The organism is Marichromatium sp. AB32, from assembly GCF_003718675.1.
In the GTDB taxonomy this organism is placed as follows: domain Bacteria; phylum Pseudomonadota; class Gammaproteobacteria; order Chromatiales; family Chromatiaceae; genus Marichromatium; species Marichromatium gracile.
This window is the reverse complement of the sequence record NZ_RHFJ01000041.1, coordinates 1-16,550: the sequence shown is the minus strand read 5'-3', so window position 1 is coordinate 16,550 and position 16,550 is coordinate 1. Positions and strand designations below refer to the sequence as shown.

Sequence of the window (16,550 nt, the reverse complement as noted above, 5' to 3'; positions counted from 1 at the left end):
CCCATGGCGCTGGCAGCGAAACAGAAACCCAAGCCCCCCCAGAACAAGGCCAAGGACAAGGAGAAGGCCAGCGTCTTCCTCTGGGAGGGGGTCGACCGCAAGGGCGCCCGCATCAAGGGCGAGAGCCGCGCGGCGACGATGAACCTGGTGCGCGCCGAGCTGCGCCGTCAGGGCGTCAACCCGACCAAGGTGCGCAAGAAGCCCCAGCCGCTGCTCGGCGCCCGCAAGAAGAAGATCACCACCGCCGACATCGCCGTGTTCACCCGCCAGCTCGCCACCATGATGGCCGCGGGCGTGCCCCTGGTGCAGGCCTTCGACATCGTCGGTCGCGGTCACGACAACCCCTCGATGCAGGACATGATCCTGGCGATCAAGCAAGACATCGAGAGCGGCACCGCGATGGCCCTGGCGCTCGGCAAGCATCCGCTCTATTTCGACGATCTGGTGTGCAACCTGGTCGCCGCCGGCGAGCAGGCCGGCGTGCTCGACGTGCTGCTCGACAAGATCGCCATCTACAAGGAGAAGACCGAATCGATCAAGGGCAAGATCAAGAAGGCGATGTTCTATCCTGCAGCGGTGATCGCCGTGGCGGTGATCGTCACCGTGGTGATCCTGCTGTTCGTCATCCCTCAGTTCAAGGACCTGTTCTCGAGCTTCGGCGCCGATCTGCCGGCCTTCACCCTGCTGGTGATCAGCCTCTCCGACCTGTTGCAGCAGTGGTGGTGGGCGGTGTTCCTCGGCCTCGGCGGCGCCGGCTACGGCTTCGCCGCGCTCTATAAGCGCAGCCGCGGGCTGCGCGAGGGGATCGACCGACTGGTGCTGCGCATCCCGGTGATCGGCCCGATCCTCAACAAGGCCGCGCTGGCCCGCTTCGCCCGTACCCTCTCGACCATGTTCGCCGCCGGCGTGCCGCTGGTCGACGCACTCGAGTCGGTCTCCGGGGCCACCGGCAACATCGTCTACCAGGACGCGGTGCTGAAGATGCGCGAGGAGGTCGCCACCGGTCAGTCGCTGCAGCTGGCGATGCGTCAGCGCGACCTCTTCCCCCACATGGTGATCCAGATGACCTCGATCGGCGAGGAGTCGGGCGCGCTCGACACCATGCTCGGCAAGGTCGCCGACTTCTACGAGGAGCAGGTCGACAACGCCGTCGACAGCCTCAGCAGCCTGCTCGAACCCATGATCATGGTGATCATCGGCGGCCTGGTCGGCAGCCTGGTGGTGGCCATGTACCTGCCGATCTTCAAGCTCGCCTCCGTCGTCTGATCCCGTGGCGACGCCCCGGCGTCGCCTCTCCCGACCCGCCCCAGCAAGGACTCGACCATGCCCTGGCTAGAGCCATTCCAGCAGTCCCCCATGCTGCTCTATGTCACCGTCACGCTGCTCGGACTGATCCTCGGCAGCTTCCTCAACGTCGTCATCCTGCGTCTGCCACGGATGCTCGAACACGAGTGGCGCGCGCAGTGCGCCGAACTCGCCGGCGAGTCCGACGATGCGACACCGCCGCCCGGACTGGCACGCCCTCCATCGAGCTGTCCGCACTGCGGTCACCGCATCCGCGCCCACGAGAACATCCCGCTGCTGAGCTTCCTGCTGCTGCGCGGACGCTGCAGCGCCTGCAAGACGCCGATCGGTTGGCGCTATCCAGCCGTCGAGCTGCTCACCGCGTTGCTCGGTCTCGTCGCGGCGCTGCACTTCGGCGCCAGCGTGCAGCTACTCGCCGCGCTGGTGCTGACCTGGGGCCTGGTCGCACTGGCGGTGATCGACCTCGACACCCAGTTGCTGCCCGACCGCATCACCCTGCCGCTGCTGTGGCTCGGGCTGATCCTCAGCCTGTTCGGGGTGTTCACCGATGCCCAGGCGGCGATCATCGGCGCGGCGGCCGGCTACCTACTGCTGTGGAGCCTCTATCACGCCTTTCGGCTACTCACCGGCAAGGAGGGCATGGGCTATGGCGACTTCAAGCTGCTGGCCCTGTTCGGGGCCTGGCTCGGCTGGCAGGCGCTGCCCCTGGTGGTGCTGCTCTCGGCGGTCTCCGGGGCGCTGATCGGTGGCGTGCTGATCGCGCTGCGCCGCCAGGGGCGCGACAGCGCCATGCCCTTCGGTCCCTTCCTCGCCGTCGCCGGCTGGGTCGCACTGCTGTGGGGCGAGCAGATCACCGGCGCCTACCTGCGCCTCAGCGGACTGGGATGAGCGCCATGCTGACCATCGCCCTCACCGGCGGCATCGGTAGCGGCAAGAGCACCGTCGCCGCGCAGCTCGAGCGACTCGGCGCCGGCGTGATCGATGCCGACCACATCTCCCACGCCCTCACCCGTGACGACCCCGAGACCCTGGCGGCGATCGCCGCGACCTTCGGTCGCGAGATGATCGCCGCCGACGGCAGCCTGGATCGCGCCGCGATGCGCGCGCTGGTGTTCTCCGACGCCGAGGCCCGCCAGCGGCTCGAGTCCATCCTGCACCCGCGCATCGAGGCGCGGATGTGTGCCGAGCGCGCCGCGCTGCGCACCCCCTACGCGGTGCTGGTGATCCCGTTGCTGTTCGAGACCGGACAGCAGCGTCTCGCCGATCGGGTGCTGGTGGTCGACCTCGCCGAGTCGGCACAGATCGAGCGCGTGCGGGCGCGCAGCGGCCTTGCCGACGACGAGATCGCCCGCATCATCGCCGCGCAGATCCCGCGCGCCCGTCGCCGCGCGCTCGCCGACGACCTGATCGACAACAGCGGCGACCCGCAGGATCTCGCCGAGCAGGTACGGCATCTGCATCAGCGCTATCTGACGCTGACCGCCGGGAAGAGCGACTTGCAAAGCGGTTGAGCGCGACCTAGCTTTGCTCACGCCACGTGCAAGGCAGGGAGTCTCACTCAAACCGACACGCACCGGAGGGAAGCATGCGCATCAACCCGCGTCTCGTGCTGTCCATCGCCACCGCCACACTCGTGCTCGGGGCCGCCCCGACGAGCCATGCCGCCTCGGCCTGCAAGGGTCTCGACAAGGGCGCCTGCGAGCGCAAGGGCGAATGTCACTGGGTCGATCCCTATACCCGCAAGGACGGGGTCAAGGTCTCCGGTCACTGCCGCACCAGCGGCAGCGGCAAAAATCAGGGGACGAGCAGCGGCTCGGGCGCGCGACCGGCCAGTTCGTGACCACGCCCCCGGTGCGATCCTGATCCGTCGCAAAGGAAGCGGGTATCGCACCGCTCGAGCGTCCGCAGCGGGGTCGATTTGGTGTAGGCTCCACGCCTATCGATCCCGTTGCGGCAAGATCCGAGCACTTGTCCAGCCTCCCTTGCCCAGAAAACCCAGATTGGAGCCAGCAATGCGCGTTTCCGGACGTCCGAACAGCGACCACCCGCTCGAACAACACGGCCTCTACAACCTCAACGCCGTCCATTGGAACCTCCCCACCGCGGAGCTCTACGAGCAGGCGCTCGCGCGCTACGAGGGCCAGGTCGCCCACATGGGTCCGCTGGTGGTCCGCACCGGCCATCACACCGGACGCTCGGCCAACGACAAGTTCATCGTCGAGGAGGCGGGCAGCCGCGACGACATCTGGTGGGGCGATGTCAACCGCCCGATCGACATCGAGCACTTCGACCTGGTCCATCATCGTCTCGCCTCCTACCTGCAGATGAAGGACGTCTACGTCCAGGACTGCTTCGTCGGCGCCGACCCCAACTACCGGCTGCCGGCGCGCGTGATCACCGAAAAGGCCTGGCACAGCCTGTTCGCGCGCAACCTCTTCATCCAGCCCAAACCCGAAGAGCTGGAGCACTTCGCGCCCGAGTTCACCGTCATCGCTGCGCCGCACTTCCACTCCATCCCCGGACTCGACAAGACCAACAGCGAGACCTGCATCCTGGTCAACTTCGAGAAGCGCCTGGTGCTGATCGGCGGCACCAGCTATGCCGGCGAGATCAAGAAGTCGCTGTTCACGGTGATGAACCACCTGATGCCGGGGCGCGGCGTGCTGCCGATGCACTGCTCGGCCAACATCGGCGAGGACGGTCGCACCGCGCTCTTCTTCGGTCTCAGCGGCACCGGCAAGACCACCCTCTCGGCCGACGCCTCGCGCACCCTGATCGGTGACGACGAGCACGGCTGGAGCGACGAGGGGGTGTTCAACTTCGAGGGCGGCTGCTACGCCAAGATGATCCGGCTCTCGGCCGATGCCGAGCCCGAGATCCACGCCACCACGCGTCGCTTCGGCACCGTCCTCGAGAACGTCACCATGGACATGGAGACGCGCCGGCTCGACCTCGACGACGACTCGCTGACCGAGAACACCCGCGGCGCCTATCACATCAGCGCCATCCCCAATGCCAGCGAAACCGGCATGGGCGGACACCCCGACGCCATCCTGTTTCTCACCTGCGACGCCTTCGGCGTGCTGCCGCCGATCTCGCGGCTGACCCCGGAGCAGGCGATGTATCACTTCATCTCCGGCTACACCGCGCGCGTGGCCGGCACCGAGAAGGGCGTCACCGAGCCCTCGCCGGTGTTCAGCGCCTGCTATGGCGCGCCCTTCATGCCGCGCCACCCGCAACGTTACGCCGAGCTGCTCGGCAAGCGCCTGGCCGAGCACGGCACCCAGGTCTGGCTGATCAACACCGGCTGGAGCGGCGGCCCGTATGGCGTCGGCAAGCGCGTCGCCATCCCCCACACCCGCGCCATGGTGCACGCGGTGCTCGATCGCAAGCTCGAGGGCGTGGCCACCCGTCCCGACCCGATCTTCGGGCTCAACATCCCCGAGAGCTGCCCCGGGGTGCCGACCGAGATCCTCGACCCGCGCGCCACCTGGTCCGATCCGGCCGCCTACGATGCCCAGGCACGCAAGCTCGCCGGGATGTTCCGCGACAACTTCACCAAGTTCACCGACGAGGTCGATGCCGCGATCCTCGCCGCCGGCCCGCAGGCGGGCTGATCGCGATGACCGAGACGATCGAGATCACCCGCCCCGACGACTGGCATCTGCACCTGCGCGACGGCGCGGCGATGGCCGATGTGGTGGGACACAGCGCGCGCCAGTTCGCGCGCGCCATCATCATGCCCAACCTCAAGCCGCCGGTGACCGACACCGCGCTCGCGCTCGCCTATCGTGAGCGCATCCTGGCGGCACTGCCGCAGGGGAGCGGCTTCGAGCCGCTGATGACGCTCTATCTCACCGACCTCACCCGGCCCGAGGAGATCGACAGGGCACGCGCCAGCGGCGCGGTGGCCGCCTGCAAGCTCTACCCGGCCGGCGCCACCACCAACTCCGACAGCGGCGTCACCGACATCGCCCGCATCGCCCCGGTCCTCGAGGCGATGCAGCGCAACGCCATGCCGCTGCTGGTGCACTGCGAGGTCACCGACCCCGAGGTCGACATCTTCGAGCGCGAACAGCGCTTCATCGATGACAAGCTGGTGCCGCTGCTGCGCGACTTCCCCGAGCTGAAGGTGGTCTTCGAGCACGTCACCACCGCCGACGGCGTGGCCCTGGTGCGCGAGGGCCCGGAGACCCTGGGCGCCACCATCACTCCGCACCACCTGCGCTACAACCGCAACGCCCTGCTCGCCGGCGGCATCCGTCCGCACTTCTACTGCCTGCCGGTGCTCAAGCACGAGCGTCACCGCGAGGCGCTGGTCGAGGCCGCCACCAGCGGTCATCCGCGCTTCTTCCTCGGCACCGACAGCGCCCCGCACCCGCGCACGGCCAAGCTCAGCGACTGCGGCTGCGCCGGCGCCTACAGCGCGCACGCGGCGCTGGAGCTGTATGCGGAGGTGTTCGACGAGGCCGGCGCGCTGGATCGGCTGGAGGGCTTCGCCAGTCATCACGGCGCCGACTTCTACGGACTGCCGCGCAACCAGGAACGGGTGCGGCTGACCCGCACGCCCTGGCAGGTGCCGGCGCACTATCCGTTCGGCGAGGACTGTGTGGTGCCGCTGCGCGCCGGGGAGACCCTGGGCTGGCGGCTCGAGACGGCCTGATCGGGCCGTCCTGGAAGAGGCTCCGGCGTCCCCGGACGGGGACGCCGGATGGCGGGATCAGATCTCGGCGGGACTGTCGAAGTCGATCTCGTCCCAGACGTCGTCACCGCCTGCACCACTCGGCGGATTGCCGTCGTGGACCAGGCTCTCGCGACGCTGCAGATAGGTCTCGCGCAGGAAGCTGTAGGGATCGAGCGCGGCCTCCTCGAGGATATCGCTGGCATCGAGCAGGTCGGCACGCTGATCGATCGCGCGCAACGCGATCGCCCCCCAATAGACCTGATTCTTCTCGAGGTTGAAGAAGGGATCGAGCGCCACGTCACCGGCGAAGCCGAAGGTGTCGCGGATGCTGCTCGGACCGACGATCGGCAACATGAAGTAGGCGCCGGACTCGAGCCCCCAGTAACCGAGCGTCTGACCGAAGTCCTCCTTGTAGCTCGGCAGCCCGACGTTGGTGGCGACGTCGAACACCCCGAGGATACCCACGGTGGAGTTGATGAACACCCGGCCGACATCGCTGCCGGCGCGCGACATCTTGAACTGCAGCACGTTGTTGACCGCCGAGGTCATGTCGGCGACGTTGGCGAAGAAGTTGGTCACGCCGCGATCGACCGGCTCCGGCGTGACCTTGCGATAGGCGCGCGCGGCGGGTTGGATGAAGGCCTTGTCGAAATCGCTGTTGAAGCGATAGACGGCCCGGTTGTAAGGCTCGAGCGGGTCGCGTGGATCGCTCACGCGCGCCGCGCCGGAGGCGCAACCGGCCAGCAGCAGTGCCGCTCCGAAGATTCCCAGCCACTTGAACCCGCGTGTGTCCATCTCGACGTCCTTCACCTGATTCAACGCAACGAGTCGCGATCCTACCACAGCGCAGCCCCCTGACGGGGCCGGCATGGGCAACAGGATTGGCGTTGCCGACCAAACCACTTATGCTGTCGCGATGAACGGTGAAGAACAGATTCCAGACGGCATCGCACAGCGCTTTCGCGGCTTCCTGCCGGTCGTCGTCGACGTCGAGACCGCGGGCTTCGACGCCCAGCGCCACGCCCTGCTCGAGATCGCCGCGGTGGTCATCCGCATGGCGCCCGATGGCCGGCTCGAACCCGCGCCCGCGGTCCATTGCCATGTGCTGCCCTTCGTCGGCGCCGAACTCGACCCCAGGGCGCTCGCCTTCAACGGCATCGACCCGGACCATCCGCTGCGCGAAGCCGTGCCCGAGCACGAGGCGCTCAACCGCATCCTCTCCCCGGTCCGCAAGGCGGTGAAGAACACCGGTTGCACCCGCGCCATCCTGGTCGGGCACAACGCCCACTTCGACCTCGGCTTCATCAAGGCGGCGGTCGATCGTACCGAGTTCAAGCGCAACCCCTTCCATGCCTTCAGCGTCTTCGACACCGTCAGCCTGAGCGGGCTGATGTTCGGCCAGACCGTACTCGCCAACGCCGCACGCGCCGCCGGGCTCGGCTGGAGCAACAGCGACGCGCACTCGGCGCTCTACGACGCCGAGCAGACCGCGCGACTGTTCTGCACCATCATCAACCGCTGGAACGAGTTCGATCCACTGCGCTTCTGGGAGAGCGGCGAGCGACTGCCCGCCCCCGAGTAAGGGCTCGGACAACGCTAGTCGGCGCCGCCCTCGGCGCGCGCCGCCGCCTGCTCCATCATCGGCTTGAGTTCACCCCCGGCATGCAGCTCGAGGGTGATGTCGCAGCCACCGACCAACTCGCCGTCGATATAGAGCTGGGGGAAGGTCGGCCAGTCGGCATAGCGCGGCAGGTGCTCGAAGATCTCCGGGTCCTGCAACACGTTGACATAGGCGAAGGGCACGCCGCATTCCTGGAGTGCCTGCGCCGCACGCATCGAGAACCCGCACTGCGGGAACTGCGGCGTGCCCTTCATGTAGATCACCACCGGGTTGTTCTTGACCTGCTCGCCAATACGCTCCAACACGTCCATCGCTCACCTCGCACCGGATTTGATCCTGTCATCGCTGGCACGAGGATCGGGCCGACCGGGCCGATTTCAACCGGCGTCGGCGCCATCGACATTGCGCTGCAGCCACAGCTCGAGCGCCGCGAGATGCCACAGCTTGTTGCCCTGGATGCGGGTGTGGTGCATGTCGGGAGCGGCGAGCAGCTGCTCGATGTAGTCGCGCCTGTAGAGCCCGCGCTCGCGACAGGCGCGTGAGTCGAGCAACTCACGCATGAAGGCGAGGAAGGGGCCGCGCACGTACTTGAGCGCCGGCATCGGGAAATAGCCCTTGGGGCGATCGATCACCGCTGCCGGCAGCAGCCCGCGCGCCAGCGCCTTGAGCGGGTACTTGCCACCCTCGCGCAGCTTCAGTTCGGCCGGGCAGCGCGCGGCCAGCTCGACGAGCCGATGATCGAGGAAGGGTACCCGCGCCTCCAGCCCCCAGGCCATGGTCATGTTGTCGACCCGTTTGACCGGGTCATCGACGATCAGGGTGGTCACATCGAGACGCAGCACCGCGTCCATGAAGGTGTCGGCCCCAGGCGCGGTGAGCGCCGGGCCGATCAGCTCGGCGGTGTGATCGGCGCCGCCGTGGGCGGCCGCGACCAGCCGCAGATACTCCGCGTGATCGCGGTCGAAATAGTGCTTGGCGAAGCGTTCGAGCCGGCTGCCCGCGCCCTCGGCCTGCATCCGCGGATACCAGAAGTAGCCGCCGAAGACCTCATCGGCGCCCTGCCCCGACTGCACCACCTTGATCTCGCGCGAGACCTGCTCGGCGAGCAGATAGAAGGCCACTGCGTCCTGGCCGAACATCGGCTCGGCCATGGCGTCGATCGCCTCGGGCAGGCGCTCGAGCACCTGGTCGTTGGGTACCTGAAAGCGCTGATGACGGGTGGCGTAATGGGCGGCGACCTGATCGGAGTAGAAGAACTCGCTGCCCGACTCCTCCGGGGTGTCCTCGAAACCGACCGAGAAGGTGCGCAGATCGCTCACCCCGGTCTCGGCGAGCAGCGCCACCAGCAGGCTGGAGTCGAGCCCGCCGGAGAGCAGCACCCCGACCGGCACGTCGGCGACCTCGCTGCGCACCCGCACCGCGCGGCGCAGCTCGGCATGGATCGCCTCCAGCCACTCGCCCTCGTCGCGCGGCTGCGCCGGACGCGTCGCCTCCAGCTGCCAGTAGGCCCCGCCGCTGCGTCGGCCATCGGCCTCGAGACGCAGCCAGTGGCCCGGCTCGATCTTGCGCACCCCGCGCAGGATGGTGCGCGGCGCCGGCACCACCGCGTGCAGGGTGAAGAGATGATGGAGCGCCACCGCATCGACCGCGGTATCGACCCCGCCGGCGGCCAACAGCGCCTGGGAGTTAGAGGCGAAACGCACCCGCCCGGTCTGTTCCGACCAATACAGCGGCTTGATGCCGAAGCGGTCGCGCGCGAGGATCAGCGCCCGCTCGCGCGCATCCCACAGACCGAAGGCGAACATGCCGTGGAGGCGCTCGAAGCAGCCCTCGCCCCAGGCGTGCCAGGCCTTGAGGATGACCTCGCCGTCGCCCTCGGAGAAGAAGCGGTAGCCGCGCCCGACAAGCTCGGCGCGCAGTTCGCGATGATTGTAGATGGTGCCGTTGAACACCAGCGCGAGGCCCAGCTCGGCATCGACCATGGGTTGATTGGCGCGCACCGAAAGGTCGATGATGGAGAGACGGCGATGCCCGAGGGCCAGGGCACCGTCGCTGTAGCTGCCCCCATGATCGGGACCACGCCGGGTCAGGCGCGCCATCATCGTCTCGATCGCGCCGAGGTCGGCCGGGGCGCCGTCGAGGCGCAACTCACCGCAGATTCCGCACATCCGTGCTCACTCCATCGTGTTCTTTTCGGTTCACAGTCGGGGCGCCCGGAATGCGGGCGCAGCGCGCCCCCGGGCCATCCACAGCGATGGTCACACAGCGACGCCGACCGTTGCAAAAGCGCCCGCCCGACCTCAGTTTGGGCCGCAAGGCGAAGCCAAGTCCGGGTCGGGCCCGCCAGCCGCGACCGAGACACGCAGGATTCGGTCACGGGGTTCATGCCCCGTGACGGCCCACGCATCTATCGACAAGCCGCACCCATACAGGAGGGGAACCCCAATGGCACACGAACTCCCACCCTTGCCCTATGCCAAGGACGCGCTCGAGCCGGTGATCTCGGCCGAGACCATCGACTACCACTACGGCAAGCATCACCAGACCTACGTCACCAAGCTCAACGACCTGATCGCCGGCACCGAATTCGAGTCGGCCTCGCTCGAGGAGATCATCAACAGCGCCCAGGGCGGCGTCTTCAACAATGCCGCCCAGGTGTGGAACCACACCTTCTACTGGCACTGTCTCTCGCCCAACGGCGGTGGCGAACCGGCAGGCGCCCTGGCCAGCGCGATCGAGTCGACCTTCGGCTCCTTCGATGCCTTCAAGCAGCAGTTCGAACAGTCGGCCGCGGGCAACTTCGGCTCCGGCTGGACCTGGCTGGTGAAGAACGCCGAGGGTGCGCTGGAGATCGTCAACACCTCCAACGCCGCCAACCCGATGACCGAGGGCAAGACGCCGCTGCTGACCGTCGACGTCTGGGAGCACGCCTACTACATCGACTACCGCAACGCCCGTCCGAAGTATCTGGCGGCCCTGTGGGAAAAGGTCAACTGGGACTTCGTCGCGGCCAACTATTCGGCCTGATCGCCCCGCGCCCGGCGTCGCCGGGCGCGCACCGACCTCAAGCACCCACGTTTTCCCGATAGGATTCATGGGCTTGCAAATATTTCACATCTCCCACGCGCACCGAGTGGTTTCCTTGTAACCACCACTGCATTCGCGTTATATTCACTCACTTCGCCTTTGTTTGGAGGCGGTTTCCGCACCGAGGAACCGCCTCTTTTCGTTTTTTCACCGGAGACCGAGCGGGGCCCTGCCGCAATGAGCGATTCCTTGATGGCCACCTACAACCGTCTGCCCGTCACCTTCGCCCGCGGCGAAGGTGTCTGGCTGTGGGATACCGAGGGCAGGCGATACCTGGACGCGCTCGCGGGGATCGCCGTCTGCGGGCTCGGCCATGCCCACCCGGCGGTGCGCGACGCGCTCTGCGACCAAGCCGCAACCCTGGTCCACACCTCCAACCTCTATGGTGTCCTCGAGCAGCAGCGCCTCGGCGATCTGCTCATCGAGCAGACCGGGATGGACCGGGTGTTCTTCGGCAACTCCGGTGCCGAGGCCAACGAGGCGGCGATCAAGCTTGCCCGGCTGCACGCCCATCGCAAGGGCATCGACAACCCGGCGATCCTGGTCACCGAGGGCAGCTTCCACGGTCGCACCTTGGCGACCCTCTCGGCGACCGGCAACCGCAAGGTACAGGCCGGCTTCGAGCCACTGGTCCAGGGCTTCCTGCGTGTCCCCTATAACGACATCGAGGCGATCGAGACGGCGGCGGCCAACCGCTCCAATATCGTCGCCATCCTGGTCGAGCCGATCCAGGGCGAGGGCGGCATCAATGTCCCCGCCGCAGACTACAACGCCCGGCTGCGCGCAATCTGCGATCGCGAGGGCTGGCTGCTGATCCACGACGAGATCCAGACCGGCATGGGCCGGACCGGACACCTGCTGGCGCACCAGCACGACGGTGTCCAGCCCGATGTCGTCACCCTCGCCAAGGGGCTGGCCAACGGCGTGCCGATCGGTGCCTGTCTGGCGCGCGGCGAGGCCGCCGACACCTTCGGCCCCGGCAGCCACGGCTCGACCTTCGGCGGCAATCCCCTGGCCGCGCGCGCAGCGCGCGCGGTGCTCGAGACGCTGCGCGACGAGGACCTCTGCAACCACGCCGGCGAGATCGGTGAGTGGCTGATGGGCGCCCTGCGCGAGGCCTTCGCCGGGACCCCGGGGGTGGTCGAGGTGCGCGGTCGCGGACTGATGATCGGCATCGAGCTCGATCGCCCCTGCGGCGCACTGGTCGGCCAGGCGCTCGAGGCCGGTTTGCTGATCAATGTCACCGCCGAACGCGTCATCCGTCTGCTGCCGCCGCTGATCCTGCAGCAGGCCGAGGCCGAACAACTGCTCGAAACGCTGACGGGGCTCGTCCAGCGTTTCCTGGAAACCGATTGAGCGCCACGGCGCTGGAGAGCTGAAACCATGGATGCCGGTCATACCCCGCACTGCAGACACCTTCGCTCGCTGCTGGACCTGAGCAGCGATGAGGCCCGGGCGCTGATCGCCCGTGCCATCGAACTCAAGCGCATGCAGCGGGCCGGAGAGGAGCATCGAACCCTGGCCGGCAAGGCGCTGGGGATGATCTTCGAGAAGTCCTCGACGCGCACCCGAGTCTCGTTCGAGACCGGGATGTTCCAGCTCGGTGGGCATGCCCTCTTCCTCTCCCCACGCGACACCCAGCTCGGGCGCGGCGAGCCGATCGAGGACAGTGCGCGGGTACTCTCGCGCATGGTCGATGCGGTGATGATCCGCACCTTCGATCAGGAGACGGTGGAGCGCTTCGCCGAGTACTCCTCGGTGCCGGTGATCAACGCCCTCACCGACCGCTTCCACCCCTGCCAGCTGCTCGCCGACATCCAGACCTTCGTCGAGCATCGCGGCGACATCCGTGGCAAGCGCGTCGCCTGGATCGGTGACGGCAACAACATGTGCCACTCCTTCATCAACGCCGCACGGCTGTTCGACTTCGAGCTGCGCATCGCCTGCCCCGAGGGCTATGCCCCGGACGGTGCCATCTACGCCGCCGCCAGCGACCGTTGCACCATCGTCCACGACCCGGCCAAGGCCGCCGAGGGTGCCGACCTGATCGCCACCGATGTCTGGGCGAGCATGGGCCAGGAGGACGAGCAGGCGCACCGTCAGGCGTTGTTCGCCCCCTTCCAGGTCGATGACGCGATCATGGCGCGGGCGGCCAAGGACGCGCTCTTCATGCACTGCCTGCCGGCGCACCGTGGCGAGGAGGTCTCGGCCTCGGTGATCGATGGCCCGCAATCGGTGGTCTGGGACGAGGCCGAGAACCGGCTCCACGCCCAGAAGGCACTGCTCGAATTCCTGCTCGGGCCCGCGGCCTGAAGCCAACCCGTGCTGTCGGTCGAACACCGCCCCCGTCGGGCGCGATCGCCAGCCATCGAAGATGTCGGGCAGGCGCCCGGCGTACAGCAGATCAACCCCAGCCGAGTCGAGGACGCCTCGTGATACGCATCGCGCTCCTATCCCTTACGCTCCTGGCCACGCTGCTCGGTCAAGCCGCCATCGCCCAGGCCGAGACCCGCTATGTGACCGACGAGCTCGAGATCACCCTGCGCACCGGCGAGAGCACCCGCTATCGCATCATCCGCATGCTGCCGAGCGGCACCCCGCTCGAGGTGCTGAGCGTCAACCGGGCCACCAACTATGCCCGCGTGCGCACCGAGGACGGCACCACCGGCTACGTGCTGGAGCACGAGCTGCAGGACGAGCCGGCGGCGCGTGAGCGCGTGGCCACGCTCGAGGCCAAGCTCGCCGAGCTGCAACAGAAGCCCGATGCGCTCGCCGCCCAGCTGAGCAAGCTGCAGACCGAGCACGAGCAGGTGAGCGCCGACAATGCGGCACTGCGTCAGGAGAAACAGCGCCTGGAGCAGGAGCTGGCGACCGTCCGTCACGCCTCGGCCAACATCCTCGAGATCACCGAAGACCGCGATCGGCTGCGCATCCAGGTCAGCGAACTCACCCGCGAGCGCGCCGACCTGCAGCAGGAGAACCGCGATCTCAAGAACCAGACCCACCAGCGCTGGTTCCTGATCGGCGCGGGCGTGGTCACCGGCGGCGTCTTCCTCGGGTTGCTGCTGCCGCACCTGCGCTGGCGACGGCGGCGGAGTTCCTGGGCCTCGCTGTAAGGCGATACGCGCGAGCGCCCTGGCGGTGATCGCGCGACCTCCCCTCCCGCCCGGACGCCAACGCGCGCCCGGGCACACGTCCCCTGCCATGCTGGCCACTCACGCCACCCCGACCGTGCTCGCCGCGGCCAATGCGCCCGCGCCTCAGCCGTGGCTGATGAGGGGCGTATAATCGAAGCGTGTCAAGTTCAACCCTTCAGGTCTGTCCCACTATGCCCCAATACCGTTCCAGAACCTCGACCCAGGGCCGCAACATGGCCGGCGCGCGCGCGCTGTGGCGTGCCACCGGCATGAAGGATGGCGACTTCGAGAAGCCGATCATCGCGGTCGTCAACTCCTTCACCCAGTTCGTCCCCGGACACGTGCACCTGAAGGACCTCGGTCAGCTGGTCGCCCGCGAGATCGAGGCCAACGGCGGCGTGGCCAAGGAATTCAACACCATCGCCATCGACGACGGCATCGCCATGGGGCATGACGGCATGCTCTACTCGCTGCCCTCACGCGACATCATCGCCGACTCGGTCGAGTACATGGTCAACGCCCACTGCGCCGACGCCATGGTCTGTATCTCCAACTGCGACAAGATCACCCCCGGGATGCTGATGGCTGCGATGCGCCTCAACATCCCCACGGTGTTCGTCTCGGGCGGGCCGATGGAGGCGGGCAAGGTGCTGCGCGACGGCGACGAGCTGCGACTCGACCTGGTCGATGCCATGGTCGCCGCGGCCAATCCCGAGGAGAGCGACGAGGCGGTCGCCCAGATCGAGCGCTCGGCCTGTCCCACCTGCGGCTCCTGCTCGGGGATGTTCACCGCCAACTCGATGAACTGTCTCACCGAGGCGCTGGGCCTGAGCCTGCCGGGCAACGGCTCGCTGCTCGCCACCCACGCCGCACGCAAGGGCTTGTTCCTGGAGGCCGGGCGGTTGATCGTCGAGCTGGCCCGGCGCCACTATGAGCAGGACGACGCCAGCGTGCTGCCGCGCGCGATCGCCGACCGCCGCGCCTTCGAGAACGCGATGAGTCTCGACATCGCCATGGGCGGTTCGACCAACACCGTGCTGCACCTGCTGGCGACCGCGCACGAGGGCGAGGTCGACTTCACCATGGCCGACATCGACCGGCTCAGCCGCAAGGTGCCGAACCTGTGCAAGGTCGCACCGGCGACCCAGCGCTATCACATGGAGGACGTGCATCGCGCCGGCGGCATCATGGGGATCCTCGGCGAGCTCGACCGCGCCGGACTGCTCCACCGCGAGGTCGCCACCGTGCACAGCCCCAGCCTGGGCGAGGCGCTGGAGCGTTGGGACCTCAAGCGCACTGCCGCCCCCGAGGCCGAGCGCCTGTATCGCGCCGCGCCCGGCGGCGTGCCGAGTCAGCAGGCCTTCAGTCAGGACCAGCAGTGGCCCGAGCTCGATCTCGACCGCACCAACGGCTGCATCCGTGAGCGTGAGCACGCCTACAGCCAGGACGGCGGACTGGCAGTGCTCTTCGGCAACCTTGCCGAGGCCGGCTGTATCGTCAAGACCGCGGGGGTCGACGCCTCGATCCTCCGCTTCACCGGTCCGGCGCGGATCTTCGAGAGTCAGGACGCCGCGGTCGCGGCCATCCTCGGCGACCGGATCCAGGCCGGCGATGTGGTGTTGATCCGCTACGAGGGTCCCAAGGGCGGACCGGGGATGCAGGAGATGCTCTATCCCACCAGCTATCTCAAGTCCAAGGGGCTCGGCAAGCAGTGCGCGCTGATCACCGACGGACGCTTCTCCGGCGGCACCTCAGGATTATCGATCGGTCACGTCTCGCCGGAGGCCGCAGAGGGCGGTCTGATCGGGCTGGTCGAGGAAGGCGACCAGATCGAGATCGACATCCCCGGCCGCAGGATCCACCTCGCCGTCGACGAGCAGACCCTGGCCACACGTCGTCAAGCGATGGAAGCCCGAGGCGAGGCCGCCTGGCAGCCGGGCGAGCGCGAGCGCAAGGTCTCCAAGGCCCTGCAGGCCTATGCCGCCCTGACCACCAGCGCTGCCTACGGCGCCGTGCGTGATCTCAGCCAGCTCAAGCGCTGATCCCCGCCCACGCTCACCCCGCCGTCGTCATCCGGCGCGGCGGGGGCTCCAGCCTCCAGCCAGATGGTGAACCGCAAAGGCGCCAAGCACACAAAGGATTGTGAGTGTAGATGACGGTCTAACAGACTTCAGTCGCCAGCGATCAGCCGTCAGTCAGACGGTATTGATACCCTTAACGAAGTCGGTTTACCTCGTGCAGCGCCGTCGGTAGGGCTACCGTTTTGTGGCAACCCAACACTCGCGTCAACGTCTGCTGAGGAACGGCGCGCCGGGACAAGAACCGAACGCCGGCGATGCACTCGCGCACGCCGCGGCGTCAGCCGCGTATTCCCGATACTCCTTCGCGTCCTTTGAGCCTTTGCGGTTCAATCCTACTGACCGCTGGCGGCTTTCAGCTGCCGGGACAGGAACCGAGCGCAGATCATGCACTCGCACGCGCCGCAGCGTCAGCCGCACATCCCCGACTCCCCTTGGCGTTCTTTGGGTCTTTACGGTTCAATCTTTCCGGCTGACGGCTGACGGCTGACGGCTGACGGCTGACGGCTGACGGCTGACGGCTTTTTCGGCGCACAAAGTAAAACCCCCGAGCACAGGGTGCTCGGGGGTTTTGGGATAAGGTCCTGGCAGTGACCTACTTTCGCATGGGGAGGCCCCACACTATCATCGGCGAGGTC

15 protein-coding genes are annotated in these 16,550 nt (G+C 67.6%); 12 read left to right on the top strand and 3 right to left on the bottom strand.

The window, feature by feature from the left end; translation table 11 throughout:
- The first annotated feature begins 3 nt into the window (after nucleotides 1–3).
- From EBL85_RS12320 to pyrC, 6 genes are all read left to right on the top strand, one after another.
- Nucleotides 4–1,266, top strand: a complete 1,263-nt coding sequence (locus EBL85_RS12320) for a type II secretion system F family protein (RefSeq protein WP_123141168.1) — start codon at nucleotides 4–6, stop codon at nucleotides 1,264–1,266.
- Between the two features lie 57 nt (nucleotides 1,267–1,323).
- Nucleotides 1,324–2,193 (top strand): A24 family peptidase, encoded by an 870-nt coding sequence (locus EBL85_RS12315; RefSeq protein ID WP_123143058.1) that lies wholly within the window; start codon nucleotides 1,324–1,326, stop codon nucleotides 2,191–2,193.
- On the top strand, nucleotides 2,190–2,816 hold the full coding sequence (coaE, locus tag EBL85_RS12310) for a dephospho-CoA kinase (RefSeq protein ID WP_123141170.1): 627 nt from the start codon (nucleotides 2,190–2,192) through the stop codon (nucleotides 2,814–2,816). Before EBL85_RS12315 ends, coaE begins: the two co-directional genes overlap by 4 nt.
- Before the next feature lie 74 nt (nucleotides 2,817–2,890).
- The gene (locus tag EBL85_RS12305) at nucleotides 2,891–3,145 is read left to right on the top strand and encodes a hypothetical protein (protein ID WP_123141171.1); all 255 of its coding nucleotides are present in this window, start codon (nucleotides 2,891–2,893) and stop codon (nucleotides 3,143–3,145) included.
- A gap of 172 nt (nucleotides 3,146–3,317) precedes the next feature.
- A complete protein-coding gene (locus EBL85_RS12300) occupies nucleotides 3,318–4,922 on the top strand; it encodes a phosphoenolpyruvate carboxykinase (protein WP_123141172.1) in 1,605 nt (534 codons plus the stop codon).
- A 5-nt stretch (nucleotides 4,923–4,927) separates the two neighbouring features.
- Nucleotides 4,928–5,968: a dihydroorotase gene (gene pyrC / locus EBL85_RS12295; protein WP_123141173.1), complete on the top strand. Its 1,041-nt coding sequence runs from the start codon at nucleotides 4,928–4,930 to the stop codon at nucleotides 5,966–5,968.
- Nucleotides 5,969–6,025: 57 nt separating this feature from the next.
- On the opposite strand, the gene EBL85_RS12290 is transcribed toward pyrC, so the two are convergent.
- Nucleotides 6,026–6,784 carry a VacJ family lipoprotein gene (locus tag EBL85_RS12290; RefSeq protein WP_123141184.1) on the bottom strand — a complete coding sequence of 253 codons (759 nt, stop codon included), beginning with the start codon at nucleotides 6,782–6,784 and terminating at the stop codon, nucleotides 6,026–6,028.
- A 121-nt stretch (nucleotides 6,785–6,905) separates the two neighbouring features.
- On the opposite strand from EBL85_RS12290, the gene rnt reads away from it, so the two are divergent.
- Nucleotides 6,906–7,571: a ribonuclease T gene (gene rnt, locus EBL85_RS12285; protein ID WP_123141174.1), complete on the top strand. Its 666-nt coding sequence runs from the start codon at nucleotides 6,906–6,908 to the stop codon at nucleotides 7,569–7,571.
- A gap of 14 nt (nucleotides 7,572–7,585) precedes the next feature.
- Here rnt and grxD read toward each other — a convergent pair whose 3' ends face one another.
- Both grxD and EBL85_RS12275 read right to left on the bottom strand, forming a co-directional pair.
- Entirely contained in the window at nucleotides 7,586–7,921 is a 336-nt protein-coding gene (gene grxD, locus EBL85_RS12280) for a Grx4 family monothiol glutaredoxin (protein WP_005224048.1), read from the bottom strand.
- A 66-nt stretch (nucleotides 7,922–7,987) separates the two neighbouring features.
- Entirely contained in the window at nucleotides 7,988–9,778 is a 1,791-nt protein-coding gene (locus EBL85_RS12275) for an N-acetylglutaminylglutamine amidotransferase (protein ID WP_123143057.1), read from the bottom strand.
- A gap of 277 nt (nucleotides 9,779–10,055) precedes the next feature.
- Between EBL85_RS12275 and EBL85_RS12270 the strand changes: the two genes are divergently transcribed.
- From EBL85_RS12270 to ilvD, 5 genes are all read left to right on the top strand, one after another.
- The gene (locus EBL85_RS12270; protein ID WP_123141176.1) at nucleotides 10,056–10,637 is read left to right on the top strand and encodes a superoxide dismutase; all 582 of its coding nucleotides are present in this window, start codon (nucleotides 10,056–10,058) and stop codon (nucleotides 10,635–10,637) included.
- Nucleotides 10,638–10,874: 237 nt separating this feature from the next.
- Nucleotides 10,875–12,053 carry an aspartate aminotransferase family protein gene (locus EBL85_RS12265; RefSeq protein ID WP_123143056.1) on the top strand — a complete coding sequence of 393 codons (1,179 nt, stop codon included), beginning with the start codon at nucleotides 10,875–10,877 and terminating at the stop codon, nucleotides 12,051–12,053.
- 27 nt (nucleotides 12,054–12,080) lie between these two features.
- The gene (argF, locus tag EBL85_RS12260) at nucleotides 12,081–13,010 is read left to right on the top strand and encodes an ornithine carbamoyltransferase (RefSeq protein WP_123141178.1); all 930 of its coding nucleotides are present in this window, start codon (nucleotides 12,081–12,083) and stop codon (nucleotides 13,008–13,010) included.
- A gap of 119 nt (nucleotides 13,011–13,129) precedes the next feature.
- Nucleotides 13,130–13,813, top strand: coding sequence for a TIGR04211 family SH3 domain-containing protein (locus tag EBL85_RS12255; protein ID WP_123143055.1), 684 nt, complete (start codon nucleotides 13,130–13,132; stop codon nucleotides 13,811–13,813).
- Nucleotides 13,814–14,025: 212 nt separating this feature from the next.
- On the top strand, nucleotides 14,026–15,876 hold the full coding sequence (gene ilvD / locus EBL85_RS12250) for a dihydroxy-acid dehydratase (protein WP_123143054.1): 1,851 nt from the start codon (nucleotides 14,026–14,028) through the stop codon (nucleotides 15,874–15,876).
- Nucleotides 15,877–16,550 lie beyond the last annotated feature (674 nt).